Annotated in this window: 5 protein-coding genes; all 5 read right to left on the bottom strand. The window is 35.9% G+C overall.

Annotation, left to right across the window (positions count from 1 at the left end; genetic code table 11):
* On the bottom strand, nucleotides 1-1,841 hold a 1,841-nt coding region (locus PQF96_RS26310), incomplete at its 3' end, for a cellulase family glycosylhydrolase (RefSeq protein ID WP_271769903.1).
* 94 nt (nucleotides 1,842-1,935) lie between these two features.
* Entirely contained in the window at nucleotides 1,936-5,322 is a 3,387-nt protein-coding gene (locus PQF96_RS26305) for a PKD domain-containing protein (protein ID WP_271769901.1), read from the bottom strand.
* Between the two features lie 571 nt (nucleotides 5,323-5,893).
* Nucleotides 5,894-12,844 carry a PKD domain-containing protein gene (locus tag PQF96_RS26300; protein WP_271769899.1) on the bottom strand — a complete coding sequence of 2,317 codons (6,951 nt, stop codon included), beginning with the start codon at nucleotides 12,842-12,844 and terminating at the stop codon, nucleotides 5,894-5,896.
* Between the two features lie 163 nt (nucleotides 12,845-13,007).
* Nucleotides 13,008-15,389 (bottom strand): cellulase family glycosylhydrolase, encoded by a 2,382-nt coding sequence (locus tag PQF96_RS26295; RefSeq protein ID WP_271769897.1) that lies wholly within the window; start codon nucleotides 15,387-15,389, stop codon nucleotides 13,008-13,010.
* Between the two features lie 65 nt (nucleotides 15,390-15,454).
* Nucleotides 15,455-19,838 (bottom strand): glycoside hydrolase family 48 protein (locus tag PQF96_RS26290; protein ID WP_271769895.1); only part of this gene is annotated, 4,384 nt, incomplete at its 5' end.

The following is a 19,838-nucleotide window of genomic DNA, read 5'->3' as shown; positions in this document are numbered from 1 at the left end:
TCTGAAGATGCACTAGCATCAAAACTAACCTCTAATGGTGAAACTCCTGTCTCTGGAGTAGCTGTAAATGATGCCGTTGGCGTTTCTCCTGTATTACCATCTCTTGTAAAGGTCATCGTAGAGAAATTAAAAGCACCGTTATCGATATACATTCTCATTACTTGTTCTCCAGCACTAAGTGTAACATTTGAAATTTTTTGAGGAACAAAATTTGTCCAACTACCCGTACCATTGACATTCTGAATTCCTGTAACGTCCTTTCCATCAAATTCTATATGGAATTGGCCATTAGAATTTTGAGAAGCAACTAAAACGTCAATGCTATATGTTCCAGCCTGAGCGATATCTACGGTATACTCCATCCATTCTTCTACAGCAGTAAAACCAATACTACCACCATCTCCAGCATTTTCTGTATCTACATCCTCTTCTTGTCTTATACCGTTTCCTTCATTTCCTGACGAAATATCATGGTATGCTACTGCTTCTCCACCCAAATCAAAGCTTGTTGCTTTAATTTTCCCAGGAATAACCTGTGGTACTCCGTTTAAGTAAGGAACTTGTGGCGGCAGAGGAACGGTATCATACATTACACGAATTGTATGGTTAGCTAATACATTAGAGAATGTATAAGAAGCTACATCTCCAACCGAAATACCATCTACGAGAACATCCTTGATCTTAAAACCAATAGTAGCAGTAATATCAAATATCTGGTTATCATTTTCAGAAACAATTACCTGTCCCGAAGGAGATATCGAACCTCCTGTATCTGCAGATGCGGTTATTGTATATGTTGTTCCGCATGCAGCTATGGATCCGTCTATTAATGATTCTGGAATTATTGATGTGTTTTTTATGGAGTTAATATCTGTAATACACATTTCTTCAGCAAAAGTAGTAGCCCAACTTCCAAATTTACCATCAGACGTTATATCAAGTTTACTGTTGGGAGATCCACAATCATTATTATTCACTGCTCCCCAAGACCAAGATAACCATCCAATTTTTTCTTCTTGTAATCTCTTCATCATCTCTTTATACGGAAAGCTCTGTCCACAAGCAACTGGAGATGCAACTACTTGTGGTCCCTCACCAATGATATATGGTAGTTTCTTTAACTTGGCATCTTCAATCATAGTATTTAGCCGATCAACTTTAGCTTGATCATCTCCGTTTGTCCAATAGGTATGGACCGCAAAGATTATATTATGCTTTGGATCAAATTCTAACAATTCATTCCCTCCTTCAAGGAAATAACTCTCTCTGTTTCCATACCCTCCACAATCAATCATTAAAGGTCCATCGATTCCAGCATCTCTTAATTGGGTAATAGCATCTTTATAATAATCTACCCATTGAGCAGTGGATTCTGATCCATTGCCAACCTCGTTACCAATGTTTACAATCAACCATTTTTTATATTTTTGAATTGTTGACAAAACCGCTGGTTTTTTCCAATAATCCAATAGCATCTGAAGTTTACTAAAATCTCCTGTTGCGTCATGTAATTCGGCAACCGGTATCATATTATTTTTAATACTATTATTGATTAATGCATCAAGTTCTGCTTCAGCTCCTTCTGTTGTCCATACTAATCTTACTGCATTAGATCCTGTTTTTGCAATTTCTGGTAATATACTTACTCCAGTTCTGTCTTGAGACCATACAAACATTTCATTAACCCCTCGCATAACAATTTCTTCATTACAAGAAGAATAGATTTTTCCTTGATCTACACGAATAGTATTCTGTGAAAAAGCATGTTGAACGCCAAATGCTAATAATACTATCAATAGAATTGACGGTGGTCTAAAAATTGTACTTTTTATATTATTCATCATTTTTAGATATCATGTAACTATCATCCGAATTCACCGTAAGAAATCATAAATAATTTCTCACGATAAATTCAAACAATAATTAGAGATTAGACTACTTGATTATCTGATACACTTGTTTTTTGTCTCGTTGTTTAATTTGGACAAAATAAGTTCCCGGAGCCATCGTTGTCATATCCAACTTTACCTCTGTACCATTACTCTTAACATTTTTGGTATTTACTACCTTTCCTGAGAAGTTCATTACATCAATAACTGCATCCTTCAAGCTATCTTCGCCTTTAATCGTTAAAAAAGATGTAACAGGATTAGGATATGTCACTACTTGTAATTTATCGGCAGAACTTCTAAGGTTTAGACCTGGTTCTATTCCCCAAATTAAGTTGCCTTTATTGTATAAAGTGATTTTATCATGAGTAATAAAAGAAGTTTTTAGCCCATCATAAGAATAATCATTATTTTCATCAAAATTGCTCCAGTTTGTTTTTGCAAATCTTGATTGAATATCTCCTGAGTTATTTGATCCTAATAGATTTCCTGCAGCTGAATTAAAAGAAATTTCTAGATAATCCATCCCATTAGCTTGACCAAATGTCCCAATAACGCTATTGGTTCCCAGTTGTGCCCAATCACACCAGAAATTAAGGTCACTATTATTTTCTGAAGTAAACCAATATCTAATTGTAATATCGCTATAAGCTAAGGGTTCATTTCCATTGTTTACGATTCTTAAATGCGGATTGATCATATTATCAGAAGCATTACCATTACCTCCATCTCTATATTCTACTGAAATATCTGAAACCGTAGGTTCTTCAGTTACGGTTATAACTTCTGTATCTGTACTTGTTCCACCTTGTCCATTATCCACAGTAAGCACAACATTATATTGACCTATGGCACCAAACGTATGTGTTATTTTTTCTCCTACACCGGTATTTCCATCTCCAAAATCCCATGAATAACTTAACGCATTATTTGATGGATCTACAGAATTAGAGGCGTCAAAAGCTACTTCTAAAGGCGCAAAACCAGAGGTTTTATCCGATGTAATATTCGCTATTGGATTTCCGTCAGTAATCGTTATTTTTTTAGTAAGTGTATCTTCTAATTTGCCATCACTTACTGTAAGTTTTACATCAAATTCTCCTACTACCGTAAATTCATAAGTTGTTGTTACACCTGTTGCTGTGACACCATTTCCAAAATCCCAGTTATATGTTAATACATCTCCATTAGGATCTGTAGATCCCGAAGCATCAAAAGTTATAGAAACTGGTGCAATTCCAGCTGTTACATCATTAATAAAAGAAGCTGTAGGGGGTAGATTAGGATCAGTAACCGTAATTGTAATTGTTGCACTATTAGTGTTTCCGTTACCGTCATCTACTGTTAATGTAACAATCTGATCTCCAAATTCTGTAAATTCATAAGTCGTTGTCACACCTGTTGCCGAGACACCATTTCCAAAATCCCAGTTATATGTTAATACGTCTCCATTAGGATCTGTAGATCCCGAAGCATCAAATACAACTGATAATGGACCGTTTCCTGATGTTGTTGAAGCAGCAATAATTGCCTTAGGAGTATCGATGGTCGTGCCTGGTTCTATTCCGCTAATCAATTTTCCGTTAAGGTATAACCCTATTTTTTCTGATAATGCAAATTCTTTTTTTGTATTATCATAAGAATAGTCATTTGCCTGGTTTACATCAGAATAACTACTATTTGCTATTTTGGCTTCTATTCTACCTGAACCATCATTTCTTCCTAACAATCCCGTAGCAGGGTCAAAGCTCACTTCTAGGTAATAAGAGTTACCCTCTGTATTCACAAATTTTCCTTTAACATTGCTGTTTCCAACTACCGCATAATCTGTAGAGAAAGTTAATGCTAAATCATCTTCTTTTTCGAACCAATATCTAACGCTTAAATCTGCATATGATACATCCTGTGAAGAGTTATTAAACAATCTAAAATGTGGCTTTATCACGTTACTAACTACAGATGTTGAAGCATCTAGATATTCTACGGTTAATACACCATCTCCACCAATTTGAATATTCCTAGCAGTAGATTCTTTTGTAACTCCACTTGTACTTGTTGCAACAGAAGTTATTTTATATTGACCATCTGAAAGTCCTTTTAAATCAAATTCATAAGGTGCAGTTGTGTCTTCTCCAACTAATACTCCATTGCTAAAAAACTCAACTTTTACAACAGTGTTATTTTCATTAAGCAAATTCGCCTCTATATGTACATCACTACCTGAAACAAATTTATCACCAGATTTTGGAGACATCAAAGACAGATAGATAGATTCTCCTCCTGACATTGTTTCCATTCTAAGTGCGTGTTCCTTATATATTGCTACTTCAACATCGCCTTCAAATACTCCAAATTTATCTCTCGGTGTTTTATTATCAGGAAACCACCAAAAGGCACTTGCACCTATTTTATTTTCTTCTATAAAACTATACATCTCTTCCCACCATTCGAATCTCTCCTGTATTTCTACATTAAATTCTCCGACATATAATGGTTTTTTAATAATATTATGGGATTCGTCTGCCCATTGTTTCATAAGTGCCATTGTTTCCTCTAGCGTAAAGTTAGACCAACTTTCTCGTATGTATGGATGCGCCGAAGTAAAATCAATAAATGGAGATTCATGAATTTTTATAAAATCATTTCCTTCATCTCCACCAAAACCATACTTTGACCCATGTGCTTCCAGGCCAGTTCCTAATAGGTGTTTAGAATCTATGGATTTAATAAACTGTCCCATATTGTCTACCCATGCTCTTAAAGTATCAGAAGTAAGGTCATCCCCAAACCCTTGATATCTTGGCTCATTCATCAATTCCCAAGCTAAGATTGTTGGGTCATTTCGATATTCTACACCATCATAATGGTTAACACGGGTAATAAAATATTCTACATAGTCTTTAAAACCTTGCACTGCAGAAGCATTCGTAAAGAATTGCCCTTGATCATGAGTTCCTGCACCAGCAACATCAATACCTTCCCATTTGAGACGATCTTTGATTCCACCATAATCATTCCAGTAATTTTCTAACGCTACTATTAGTTTTATCCCGTTAGCTTCAGCAGATTTTACAACATAATCAAAAAGTGCAAACTGTCCTTCACTATACACCCCTTTTTGAGGTTCGAATCCATGCCAATCTTCATGACTAAATCCCCATAATCTTACAACTCTTACTCCATTTACATATAATCTTCGCATATGTTCATCGATACGATCTTTATCCATAAACTGGGTTTCTATATCTCCACTCGAACTTCCGTAAGTAAAAAAATCATATACATTTGTTCCCGAAAAGTAATAGGGTCTTCCATCGAGCATGAATTTATCACCTTCGGCATATACAAACCCCGGAGTTTGTGACTGTAAATAATTACTCGTGCAGAGCACCAAGCAACATAAAACAAGTAGTTTTTTAAAATTTGTTTTCATAATTTGTGTAATTAAGTTAAGTTGTTACTAATCTATACACCTATTCGCGAATAGGTTTATCAATTTAAATACTGTTTATTCTATTTTTGTTGTAGTGGATGTATTAAGAAGTTGTCAAAATGAAAAATCATTTAACTTAGATTCAAACTTCCAGATGTCTTATTTGCTGTTAAAAACAAATTAGACTGTTCTATATTCTGAATTAAGAAATACTAGCATATTCCTAACCACAGAGAACATTACAAAGATAATTTCAAAATCGCCCCGGGTGTAATACTATTTTATCATTTAGTTTACCTATTCTTAAACCTCCTTTGTAAAGATCAATATGCGATCCTATTTGAAGAGAATAAAACTTGTTCTATTCTATCAATACCTTCAACAATTGAAGCTTTGAATTCTCCTATTATTCAAAGACTAAGATCTTTCAAACCATCTTAAAAAGATAGGATTAGATTAGGTATTCAGAGAGAAATGGAGAAGGTTAGTTCAAAGGAATTATACTTAGTTTAATAAGCAAATTTTCTCTGGGACATAGCCCCAGAGAAAACATCAAGTGTCTGCTAGAATACTACTTGACAATTTGCCTAATAACTACTTTCTTTTCTTTTATAATTTTAACGAAATAAATTCCAGAATTAAGTTGACTCATATCAACATTTATTGCTGTTACTCGATCTCTAATTTCCTGAGCATAAAGTTCTTTCCCTGAGAGATCAATCACAGTAACCAATGCTCCTGTAAGATCTTCCTCACTTTGTAATGTCAAAATATCTATGACAGGATTAGGATATGCTTTTATTTTTTCTTCATTATCAATAAATTTTGTGGCTGCAATTGCATTTTCGCAATTAGGTGCTGTATTGCTATTACTAAAATATATAGTAAAACCTACATTGGATACTAATACAAAATTATTGCCATCTACAGTAGCACTATATACACCATCAAAATTTGGTATTCCTGTCCCTGATAATGTGATCTCTGGTTGAGGACCACTAAAACTTTGACTTGTAATACTTGCAGTTAAATCAATCCACCAAGAAGGTTTACCGTCATTAGTATTTATTGATAATTGATACAATCCATTATTTGTCAAATTCCAATTTATTGTAAAATTGGTCATATTACTTAAGTCAGGGCCACCAGTACCCAAAACATAGGCTTTTGTATAACTTACATTTTCAAGAGTTTGTAAAGCTGAACTCTGAGGAGCTCCAAAATTACAATTCCCTGATGTACCAGGTTCTGTTATGGTTATTGTACGTGTTGTCGTATCGGTTGTTCCTACTGCATCTGAAACACTTAATGTAACGATATACGAACCTGCTGTGCTAAACTCATGAGCAATGTTCACTCCTGTAGCTGTAGTACTATCACCAAAATCCCACAAATATGATGTAATACTACCGCCTGTACTTGTCGAGGCCGAAGCATCAAAGTTAATAGTAGCAGGAGCAACTCCTGTAGTAACATCGGAAGTAAAATTGGCATCTGCTATTGGTGCACTAGCCTCAGTTGCCGTAATTGTTACTATGTTAGAAATATCTGAGTTTACACCATCGCTAATAGTTAACGTTGCAGCATAAGATCCAGATAGTGAATATGTATGTGATGGGTTTGCTTCATTACTAGTTGTCCCATCTCCAAAATCCCACGAGTAATTAATTGTACTTCCCAACGGGAATACAGATGATGATGAATCAAAATTGACAATTAACGGGATGGTTCCTAAAACAGGGGTAGCTACAAAATTAGCCTCAACACTTATAGCAGGTATAAGCACCTTAATTATTGCTGTAGCAGTATCATTACTTCCTTTACCATCATTAACCGTTAGTGTTACATTTTGATCTCCTGCATCTTTGAACTCATAGGATGCCGTCACTCCAGTTGCAGTATCTCCATTTCCAAAATCCCACGTATATGTAAGCGTATCTCCATCTGGGTCACTAGAACCAGAAGCATCAAAAACAACGGCTAATGGAGCGATTCCTTCTCTAGTATCAGTTTTGATATCTGCTATTGGAGCTCTATTAGTAGCTACATTTCCTGTAGGTTCTAATCCCCAAACTAAGGTTCCTTTATAATACAATGTTACCAGAACATGAGGCAGTAAAGATGTTTTACTTGCATCGTATGAGAAATCATTACTTTGATCATGAGTCTGATATCCAGAATGATGTAACCTTGTTTGGATTTGTCCTGATTTACTATTCGCAGATAAATTTCCAGATGAGGTGCCAAAACCTATTTCGAGATAATTTTGCGTCCCCGAAGTTCCAAAAACTCCAGTTGTCCCTGTAATTGCAGAATAATCTGCGTTAAAAGTCATTGGGGTATTGTTATCAGGAGTAAACCAATATCTAATCTTAAAATCACTAAATGGAAGATTCTCTGTTGATGTACTTACAATTTGGAATACAGGCTTTAATTCTGGAGTTGAAACTCCAGAACTGTTATCCCGATATTCGACACTAAAATCTGTATCTGGTAAATTACTAAACCTTTTATCTACCGTAATAGTTATTTCTGTTGGATCTCCTGATAGTGTCCCGTCGGCTTTTGCTAATGATAATTTGAGTGTATGTTTTCCTTCTGCTAAATTGCTTACAGGAATTGGTTTTATCTCAAAAACAGAACCTTGTTCTACATCATCAATAAAATATTTTACATGTTGTCCTCCTGGTGTTATATCCCATTGAAAAGTAGAAAATTTGATCTCAAAATCAGGGCCTACTAATCCACCAGCTGTAGGAGATTGTATTGTTGCTGTTGGACCCTGTGGTAAAGGATCTTTTGTAACATTTACAGTAATTGTTTCTCCTAAATCTGTAAGAGAATTATCACTACGCTCCATCTGTAGGCTTAATTCATGTGGTCCTTCTGATAAAACCGTTGGATCGGTAAGTATGGCATTACTAGTTACCAAACCTCTATCCTGACCATCGATTCTAAATCTAAGTTTATACTGTTGAGAAGGTAATGACCATCCTTCAGTTTTAAACTTGATTTTTAGCGGTGTATTTACTAATTCACCATCTACTGGGGATTCAAAAAACACATCCGGTAGGGGGCCTATGGGGACATTGGCATCCCCACCGTGAAGTGTCCATAATACGGCTGCATCAAACATATTGAGTCCATCATCAGTAAGTAAATGCATAAACTGATCTCTAAGTGGAAAAGCAACTCTTCTTGAAGGAATACTAATACTTGCTTCATATCCAAATAGAATAGGTTGTTCTCCTGCTTTTGCTATAACAATTGCTTCTGTTGTTGGATTTCCGAATGGTAGACTTTGTGTTATTGAGTACAAAGCTGTACTTGCACCTACACCTGCTGCCATCGGATGAGTAGGATCAGAAACTGTAATTGTAGAAAATCCATCTTTTGTAAAGCCAAATCCGGTATTTAATTCTCCCGATATCATTTTCAGTTTTCCATACATAAATGGATTCCAAGTCATTAACGGCACTTTAGCTGCTTCTAAGTCATTTCCTAATTCTCTTGGATCTACTGTAGAAGAGATTAATGCCATATCAAAAGGATTAGCCGATTGTGGGCTTGTAGCTTCTTCATCAGAAAAAAGTGTGATTTCAAATCCAAGTTGTTGCTCCAATCTTGATTTTATTCTTTGATCTTCTGATGTAAGGTTATTCTTATCTCCTACAACAAACATTACTTTTATTGTATTTTTATACTTCACTTTTACCTCTGGAGTTATAGAGGCAGTATTACCATTGTTGTAAAAGACCTTAGCAGAAATTGTATATGTTTTCCAAATTATTGGAGTCCATGATGATTCAAAAGGTGCTGTCGTTACTTCTTCAACCAAGGTGTTATCAACATAATATTCAATTTTAGTAATCCCTGTTATATTGGTTGTAATACTCAATTTTACAGGATCAGCTTTATCGATGTTTATCCCATCTTCTGGAGAGGCTATTTTTAGTGTGTGTTGTGTTGCCGGTGCTGATTCTGATCCATCGATTTGTTTAAGATATGCTTCTAGTTGTGCCATTTGAGTGGCACTTAACGTGGAAGTTGCTCCATGACCATCATTAGGATTATACTTTGTAAATATTTCTGTTAAGGTTTTAGCAGATCCATTATGCAGATATGGTGCTGTTGCCCAAACATCTTTTAATGTAGGTACATCAAGAGCCAATAATTTTTTACCTAAACGTTGACCACTATTATCAATAATAGTACCTACATCATGCATTTTTCCTGTATTACTATCGGTAAAATCCGGACCTCCATGACAAGAATTACATTTTAAATCTTCGAATATAGATTTTCCCGCAGTACCTTCAGTAGTCAAGGTTCCATTCGTATTACGGTATGGACTTGGGTCAAAAGTATTTAATGATTCTACATATGCAACTAATGCATCCAAATCAGCAGATTTCCCTTTTTTCGGGTCTCCAAGGGATAGTGCCGTTGTTCCCTCATTAAAATCTGCATCGGTCATAAATCCCTGGCCATTAAAATGGAAACGAATATCATTTTCAAAATCTTGTATTTCATCAAAATTTGCACTCCAGTGAACTCTTCCATGAGCTGTTCCTGCTCTACCAACTAAGGAAATTGTATTTCTTAAACCTTCTCCTCTGTCTGTAAAATCCCATGTACGCCCATCTTGAGTACCATCACTATGACAACTTACACAACTGATATAACCATCAGTTCCCATTTTTAGATCTGCAGCATCATAGAATATTTGTTTTCCTTTAAGTACTACAGGGCTTAATTCTTCATTACTAACAGTTACAATTGTTGATACTTCTTCTAACGTATTACTTCCTGTTGTAATCATTTCTGAGGCATCAAAAACAGTAACACTTCTATCCATGAAGTTTTTTACAAAAACCTTATTTGTGTTAGGATCAATGGCCAATCCCTGTGGTGCTTTACCAACATCTTTCTTCAATAATTCTAGTCCTCTTTTTGGATCTATCACAACTATTCTATTATTGCCTTGCATGGTTACAAAAAGATAATTCCCTGTTGGACTATACAACACAGATGAAGGTTGCCCATGATTATCTATATCTAACCTCTTAGTAAGTTCTTCTTTACTTGTGGCCAGATTAATCGGTGAGATTGCTGTACGAACTACATTGTCAAAAACTAATGGTTTTCCATCTCTGGCCAGTCCTCTAAGGATATTATCTTTTTTACCTACAGACCAGGCAGATGTATTGTCAGGATGAATTGCTATTCCTGCCACATAATTTGGTAAGCCTCTTCCTTCATTTCCGTTATCTACAGTAAAATTATCTAGTGCAAGAGGAATTGTCTTGTTCTTCGTAAATGTATTCAAGTTGATTTCCCAAACCTGACCTTCTTCATCTGGCGAAATAAACCTCGTTACTAATAATTTCTTTCCATCGCTAGTAACAGCTAATGCTCTAGGAGTTGGTCCTAGATCAATTGTATTTTTTATAGTATTGGTTGATGGAGAAACTTCTATTAGTTTTCCTGATCCAAAAGCAGATACAAACGCTCTGGTACCATCTGGGGTAAAGGCAATTCCATAAGGTCGTGATCCTTTGGAAAAAGCTATTTTAGTTTCTAAAGAACCGTCTATATTAAGCACATATACCTCATCAGAATCTCTACAAGTAATCCATGCTTTTCCTGTACCATCTAAAGCAACATTTACAGGATCTATTCCTACTGCTACTTCTTTAATTATTTTTAAGTTATCAGCATTAACTAGGGTTACTGTGTTATTGTCTGGATTGACTGACCAAACAATTCTATTTTTTGAATCTACCGTTATTGGACTAGATTGAGTGGGTAAATCTGAAGATAAATTTGATACTACAACAATAGATTGAGACCCTACTATGAAGCCTCCATTATTGTCAGACACTTGAACCTGAACTAAATAATTACCCGCTTCTGTATATGTATGTGATGTTGTTTTACCTATCCATTCTGTTTTGGGAGAACCATCACCAAAATCCCATCTATAGGTTAATGTATTTCCGTCTGCATCAGTTGCATTGGCAGTGAAGTCTACTTCTGCACTCACAACAATAGGAGAGGGGATACTTAAATCGATCCCAGCAATTTCTGGAGATTGATTAGAGCTATCTCCACCAGTAGTGAAATAAAAGATGTATTCTTCCATTCCATTTCCAACAGCGTCTTTAATTCCTCCTTCAACAAATTTTACTTCATATGTAGTATTGGGTAACAGTTCTTCTTTTGGAGCATAATTAACAACTTGATATGATGTCGTTGTTACATCACCTTTAATAGGCGTTCCTCCTAATGGACTTACCTGGATTGTTTTGTCGTTAATGGTTAAGTCATCTAAGGTTTCATTAATTACAAAACCCAGCGTAGTTGTTTGTGGTTGGTTTATAGCTCCAGATGCTGGAAAATGGTGTCCTACGGTTGGAGGTTTAATATCTAATCCATCCTGATGTGCAAAAATAGAAGTTTTATCATCTCCACTCGCTATCAGAATATGACCGATTGGCATCCATTGGTTATCTATAAACTGAAGTGTTTCATCACTAGATGGAGGAACAAATTCTTGTTCGACCTTCATAGTTTCAAAGTTAAATTTTACCCCTCTATCAAATCGTCCTGAGAATCCATATTCATCCTGAAAAATCATATATCTTCCTAAAGTTATTTGATCAGAGTGTAAACTGAAGCCTCTTTTTACATTGGTAGGATCACTAATATCAAAACCTACTAAAGCGTCAGGTCCCTCATTACCGCTCATGAACACCAGATAATTCCTCCATAATTGAATACCTGTACTATATTGTTCGTGCGGAATATCACCTCCAAAAGATCCTAAAAACTTAATATTATTTGGGTCTCCAAAATCAAACACACTAATATCTCCTGTTTGTGGAGCATAAAAAACGTAGTTCCCAACTCGTACCACAATATCAGGTAAAGATACAGTAGCAGGGATATCATCTACCTGCACTCCTGTTCTCATATCAAAAACCCTGCTTCCATCTATAGTATGAGGAAATGTTTCAAGGTTATCAAAATTAGACTGACCATCTTTTACAGTAAATAATACATCTGAAGAGGTTACCGGTTTTCTGTCCAGCATATTAGAAAGGTCTAGATATTTGTATCCTGTTCCTTGTACTTCTGGTACTGAATATTCTCTGTAAAAAAGATCTCCTCCTAATTTCCACCATCGGTGACCATTATTTGCAGCATCACTAAACTGTACTCTTTTTGGTGCAGTAGGATTAGAAACATCCCAAACACTTGTTCCTGCCTGACCATTCATAAAAAAATAATTACGGTGGTAGGTACTAATTCTATCCCCTTCTGGGAAATTGGCCAAAAATGTTCCTGCGGGCCAGGTTTGGGTAGTCATTTTTGGACCTGCAGTGCCATCATAGACTTGCGTAAATGATTTGATGGCTATACTGAGCGTAGCTAATATAATAACGAAGTAAAACTTTCGGATGTTGTTTTTCACGAAAGTAATACCCCAATTTCTTTTCTTTTTATGAGTTGGTTCCATAAGCTATTGATGAGTTTATGTGTTGTAGATTTTTGGGTTTACTGTTTTTCTAATTTTCAGAAAAACACTGAATGTCATAAAATGTTTACATCATATAAAAGAAGGGAGCTATTTTTAAAGCCCTATAGCTCCCTTCAGACATGTTTACATCTGGTTTTAAGAATTATTTTTTAATTATTCTTAATGTACTTACTTGTTTTTCATAATTGATTTTAACAAAATACATCCCTGATTCAAGATTAGAAGTATTTAATTCTACCTCTTTTGAGTTTGATTGAATCTGCATAGTTTTCATTACTACACCAGAAATATTTATTAAACTAATTGTAGTTCCTTTTGATAAACCTTGTCCTTGAATAACTAATCTATCTTGTACAGGGTTATTAAACGTTTCTACGTTTAAATTAGCTGCTGGTGCTGCATCTTGACAAGCAGGAGCAGTTGCACTATTACTGAAATAAATAGTAAATCCTCCTGTTTTAGAAACTAAGACAAAATTATCCTGATCTAAAGTTGCCCAATATGATCCATCAAGGTTAGGGAATCCTGAATCTGTAATTGTAATTTCAGGTTGAGCGGCATTAAAGTTCTGTGATATTTTTGGTAAAAAGTTATTCCACCAGCTTGGCACACCATTGCTTGTGTTCATTGAAAATTGCCACAATCCATTATTTACTAAATCCCAATTGATGGTAAAGTTGGTTACATTACTTAAATCAGGACCTCCATTTCCTAAAACATGAACTTTTGTATAGGGTGCATTTGATATTGTAGGTAGCGCAGTGGCTAAAGGTGCTCCAAAATTACAATCTCCTCCTGTAGAAGGTTGAGTTATCACAACATCTATTATAGCTTCATCCGAAATTCCGTTAGTATTAGAAGCAGTTAAGGTGATTCTATAATTTCCTACTATCGAATATTCGTGAGCAACTATACTACCTATGCCAGTAGTTCCATCTCCAAAATCCCAATTATATGTTAATGCACTTCCATCTGATGATGTAGATCCTGAAGCATCAAAATTAATTGTTGCAGGTGCAATACCAGAAGTATTATCAACAGTGATATCAGCAGTAACTGTTGGTGTTGTAGTATCTACAACGGTAATAGTTGTTACATAGGTATCATTTAATGAGCCATCACTTACTGTTAAAGTTACTTGATATTCTCCAACATCTGTAAATAGATGAGATATCATAGATCCTGTTGCTACATCTCCATCACCAAAATCCCAACTAAAAGTCAAAGTATCTCCATCTGGATCTGAAGAAGCAGATGCATCAAACTGAACAGTTAAAGGTGTAGTTCCCTGAGTAGGACTTGCTGAAAATGTCGCATTTGGAGCTTGATTTCCGGTTCCTCCTACAACATTAGGAATTAGAGGAGCAAAATGTGGTTTTAGCACATCCAATTTCCATTGATTTACAGAAGTCCAGTCATCTTGCAAAATCCCTCCAGTATCTCCAGAATTAGGATTCATACTCCAAAATGTCCAGGAATAGATATCACCCATAAAATCTGTAAACTCGGTAAACCATGTATAAGAAATTCCACCAAAAGCATCTTGATCTTTAATTCCGAATTCTCCTACAAAAAGAGGAGAAGTACCTTCTTCATATAAATAGTGAAAATTATCTTTCCATATTCCAGGCATATTCTGTGGAAAATCAGAAGCAGTAAACCAATCTTGCTGTGCCACTTCTGGTCCATATTCGTGAGCAGAATACATTAACTTACTTGGATCAGATAATTGGATAGGATATTTTCTTGCTCCCATGAGTTGTCCTCCCCACCAGTATGAGTTTCCTTCAAATTCTCCAACACCTTCTATGATGATTAAAACATTTGGGTTTGCTTGTAACACAGCATTACCACAACGTTCTGCTGCTTTGTTCCAATCTGTTGCTGGATTACTGTTTCCCCAAGAAGAACCATGAGGTTCGTTGTTTAGATCCATTGCCACTACAGCAGAGTATTCTTTGTATCGATCAGCTAGAAAAACCCAGTCCTGAATCCATCTTTCTTCTGAATATTCTGGAGTGTACCAAAATTTTTCATTTAAGAAACCATCTGCAGCTCTAGAATGATTATCCAAAACTATTTTCATATCATTCTCCTGGCACCATTTTACAAAAATGTCCATTAGCTCAATAGGCTTAGTCACTTTTGTTTCTTCCTCATTCATAGGAGATACTCCTGTATAAGGATCCGACCCATATGAATTAATTGCAATTGTTGATCCTGGGTTAAGCATTTCATTAGCCCACGGTACTCTTATCGTATTAAAACCAAGATCTTTAATTTGTTGCAAAACACTTTTCATGTCACGCGACCATATCCCGTGAGGAAAATAGTTTTGGGTTTCAAAACCAAACCAGTTTACCCCAGTAAGTCGTACTTCTTTACCCTGAACATCAAATAATTTATTTCCTGAAACCGTCAGGTAATTTTGTTGTTGGGCAGATAGTTTAGTCACTAAACCAAAAACCAACATTACTACTATTAACGACAGTAGCTGTCTTATATTTATTATTGTATTTTTCATTTCATTAGACTTTAGAAAGTTAAAAGAGAGAGGCCTTATGCCTCTCTCTTTTGTTAATTAAAAAACTATCTATTAATCATTACCTTTTTAGTAACCTTTTTATTTAATTCAAAATCAAATGTTTGTAAAAAGTACATTCCGGCAGGTAAATTACCAATCTCTATACGAGTTTGTAGTTGCTGTTGGTTGTTTTTAAGATCCATTGCTCTAAGGATATTACCTTGTAAGTCTACTAATTGCATTCTAACAATAGTACCCTGATTGCTTTTGTTAGCAACATTATTCTTAACTGATACATTAATAAAGTTTGCAGCTGGATTAGGGCTTACTACCACCTGAAGTGGTGGTTGGTTTGAAGCTACAGGTGCAGTAGCAGCGTCTCCAAAGAAGAAACCATATTCTGCATTTGCAAGAGCTACCTCCATTTGTGCCCAAGTTCTGTGGTAACGTTGTGTAAATTCAGTACCCGTATCATATGCAGTCTTTAATCTAGCATAATCTGGATCATTTTTTAATCCTGATCTGATATCTAAGAAAGTTACTCCTGGTTTGATTTCATCACCATTAACCATTGTACCTGTAAATCCTTGTGGGATATATACTTCTTCTTCAAAGATTCTTTTGTAATCTCCTCTGGATTCTGGAGCAGAAACTCCTTTATCATCTCTATACGTAACCCACATTCTATCTAATACTTCTTTAGCCAGATCACGAGACTCAGTATCTAATGTAGCATGCTTCTCGGTTGCTGCTGCATAATAAATTAGTGCTTTTGCCATAGAAGCTGCAACACCAAGATCTTGACTATAATTCACAACTTTAACACTAAGACCAGTATTACTTCCTGGACTTGCAGGATTCCAAGTATCAGGCTCACCAGACCATTCTAGTGTAGCAGGAATTTCAAAATCATCAGTTCCTATAAGCTTCACTTCGCTTTTTACCCAAGCAGCCCATTTGTCCATAAGATTTTTAGCCATTGGGTCATTAGAGATATAGTAGTATTCTGCTACTCTCTCCATAGACCAAGCTTGCCATCCAAACCAAGTTCCACTTCCTGGGTCGTGATATACAGGATTTGTATCAAAAGCCATATCATAGAATGTAGATTTACCTGCAGGGTATGGACTATAATCTCCATTCCAACTATTAGTAGCACCACCTGCTATAGCTCCTTCTTTAGACTGTAACCATGTATAGAACTCCATTTGTCTCTTAAGACTTTCATTCCAATCTCTTTCTCCATTCTGAGATTTTGGTTTTAACTCATTTACTTGAGTTAACGCATATGCTGCAACTGGGTTTTGATATCCAAAATGACAGTGGCTAGAACTAATTCTAAATGCCCATGGAGAAGCTGGATCAGCAGATCCACCCCAAGACATATACCAAGACATTAGATAATGTGCACTATCATATCCTGTTCCTGCTCCACTTGTAGCACTTTGTACACCCATAGGTTTAAAGTACTTATCAAACATAGAAAGTCTCAAGAAATCTCCCATTTTAGAAGCTTTATCAAGATCTAAACTTCCTAAGCTAGCTCCTTGTTCTTTAGCATATTCCTGAGCCCAGTACATTGCTTGTACTGCTCTTGCATCAGCATCTGGAGCACTAGTATACCTCCATTGCTTTGCATAATTCTGATCTTCAATGAAGATAGGTAAAAACCCATCTGTTCCGCCCCAGTTAAATCCTTCCCAAGATGGGTGAGGTACTGTTTCATAAACAGACTCTTGTTCTCCTCTCTGGAATGTATTGATATAAGAAGGAGTACTAACACCATCTCCTCTGTTACCATATCCATAGAAATTATCATTATCTAGTAACCAGTGCATCTGATAAATATCAGCTCCATACGTTGCCGTTAAATCTGGTGAAACCGGATCTGAACCAACAGGAGCACTTAAATTAAGTGGTGCAGGATAGTTGCTTGGTAATGGAAATTCACTAGCATATGCTGCTGGTTTAGCTGCATTATATGCAGCGTTTGTAGGCTGATCTGCTTTTGTAGGAATGATAAATTGCTCTATCTTATTCCACACATCATTTAATGGTTTCCAATCTTTGGTAATTCTACCATTCATAGTTTCTAACCACAACCAGTATGAATACAATTCACTTGTAGATTCATGACCATGATCTGGCGCTTCAACTATTAATGACTCTATGGAATGATGAGGAGATCCATCTGCACTGAAATATCCATTTGCAGGGTCATAAATCTCATTTCTCATTTCGATAAAACGATCGATATAGGCATTATCTCCAGTTGGCGGATTTATGATAACTCCACCATCATTTACTTTAATCGTGATTTTTGCCTGATCTTCTCCTCCATTTCCATCATTTACTGTTAAAGTAACTACATAATCACCTATAGCAGTATATGTATTTTCTGTAGTAACTCCTGTAGCAGAATTAGTATCTCCAAAATCCCAGCTATACGTTAAAGCATCTCCATCTGCATCGGTTGAACCTGAAGCATCAAAAGTTACAACTAATGGTGCTTCCCCAGAAACAGGTGTTGCAGAAAGACTAGCAACTGGATTATTATTAACAGGGCCTCCACAATCAGGAGCTATAGCAGTTGTACTGAAATAAATAGTAAATCCTCCTGTTTTGGAAACTAACACAAAATTACCAGCATCTTCTGTTGCCCAGTACTCACCATCTAATCCCGTAAATCCAGAACCTGTGATAGTAATTGCTGGTTGTGCTGCATTGAAAGTTTGTGTCACTTTGGGTAAGAAATCATTATACCAACTCGGAGTACCATTATTGGTATTCATAGAAAATTGATATAATCCATTCTGAGAAAGATCCCAATTGATTGTTAAATTAGTTACGTTATCAAGGTTTGGACCTCCACTACCTAAAACAAATATATTTTCATATTTAGAATTTAGAGCTGGTAATGCATTCCCTAATGGTGCTCCAAAAGAACAATCGCCTCCTGTAGTAATAGGGTTTCTTACAACTTCTATACTATTAGAAAGATCAAATGTTCCTGATAAACCTGAAATGTTTTCATTAGCAGTAAGACCAGTGATGGTTCCGTTATAACTTACATTATAAATAAAACAACTTCCTACGCCTGCACCATCAAAATCTACCGCTTCTGGCGAAGCTGGTAATCCAAGAATTTTTCCTGCCGCATCAGTGACAATCCATTGACTGGTTTCTCCAACATTACCTGTGATAGTAACTCCAGAAACATTATCTGCAATACCATCTCCTACTGTAAATGTAAAAGGCCCTCCTGCAATTACTCCTCCGTCTACTGTTGGAGGCGTTACTACCGGATTTCTTACTACTTCAATACTATTTGAAAGATCAAATGTTCCTACTAAACCTGAAATTAATCCGTCTGTAGCTAAACCTGTGATTGTTCCGTTATAACTTACATTATAAATAAAACAACTTCCTACACCAGCACCATCAAAATCTACTGCTTCTGGTGAAGCTGGTAATCCAAGAATTTTTCCAACAGCATCAGTGACAATCCATTGGCTGGTTTCTCCAACATTACCTGTGATAGTAACTCCAGAAACATTATCTGCAATACCGTCACCTACTGTAAATGTAAAAGGTCCTCCTGCAATTACTCCTCCATCTACTGCAATATTCTGTGCTTCTCTAGTTACAATAATAGCATTACTAGATACAGAGAAACTTCCGTCTGAAAGATCTGTCGCTGTTACATTTTTACCAGTTACATTAAGAGTTCCTGTATATGATAATCCATAAACTTTACATATTCCTGCAGCAGCTCCTTCAAAATCATGAGAAGAAGTTTCTGTTGTCAAAATCTTTCCTACCTCATCAGTAATCAAGTAAATATAAGATTCAGTAGAAGTACTTGTATTGGCGAATAGAATTGAATCTGCAATACCATCTCCTGTGGTAGTGGTTACTGCAGTTAATCCACCATCTGTGCTTACTGTTGCTCCATCTACTACTACCGGAGTTGGTGTAGTACCACAATCTGGTGCTGTTGCAGATCCACTAAAATATAGTGTAAATCCACCTGTTTTAGAAACTAATACAAAATTACCTGCATCTACAGTCGCCCAATACTCACCGTCTAATCCTGTAAACCCAGAACCTGTAATTGTAATTTCCGGTTCTGTAGCGTTAAAGTTTTGTGTTACTTTTGGTAAGAAATCAACATAATATGATGGATTACCATCTGTTGTATTCATAGAGAATTGGTATAATCCATTATTAGCAAGATCCCAATTAATTGTAAAATTGGTAACATTATCAAGGTTTGGTCCATTTTCTCCTAAAACAAATATGTTTTCGAATGCCGTATTAATAGCTGGTAAAGCCTCTGCTATTGGTGTTCCAAAAGCACAGCTTACACTGGCATCGGTAACATTTATTGTTTTTGTAGCAGAAGCTGTATCCCCTGCAGCATTTGTCACCGTAAGTGTTACTGTTACT

It is taken from the genome of Aquimarina algiphila, from assembly GCF_947494415.1.
GTDB classification, from domain to species: Bacteria; Bacteroidota; Bacteroidia; order Flavobacteriales; family Flavobacteriaceae; genus Aquimarina; species Aquimarina algiphila.
The sequence above is the reverse complement of the archived record's forward strand: the minus strand, read 5'-3'. Positions and strand labels throughout refer to the sequence as shown.

What these genes read in the sequence shown, in the direction of transcription:
- PQF96_RS26305 (WP_271769901.1), bottom strand. Translation starts at nt 5,322, where the DNA reads ATGAAAACAAATTTTAAAAAACTACTTGTTTTATGTTGCTTGGTGCTC.
- PQF96_RS26295 (WP_271769897.1), bottom strand. Translation starts at nt 15,389, where the DNA reads ATGAAAAATACAATAATAAATATAAGACAGCTACTGTCGTTAATAGTA.
- PQF96_RS26300 (WP_271769899.1), bottom strand. Translation starts at nt 12,844, where the DNA reads ATGGAACCAACTCATAAAAAGAAAAGAAATTGGGGTATTACTTTCGTG.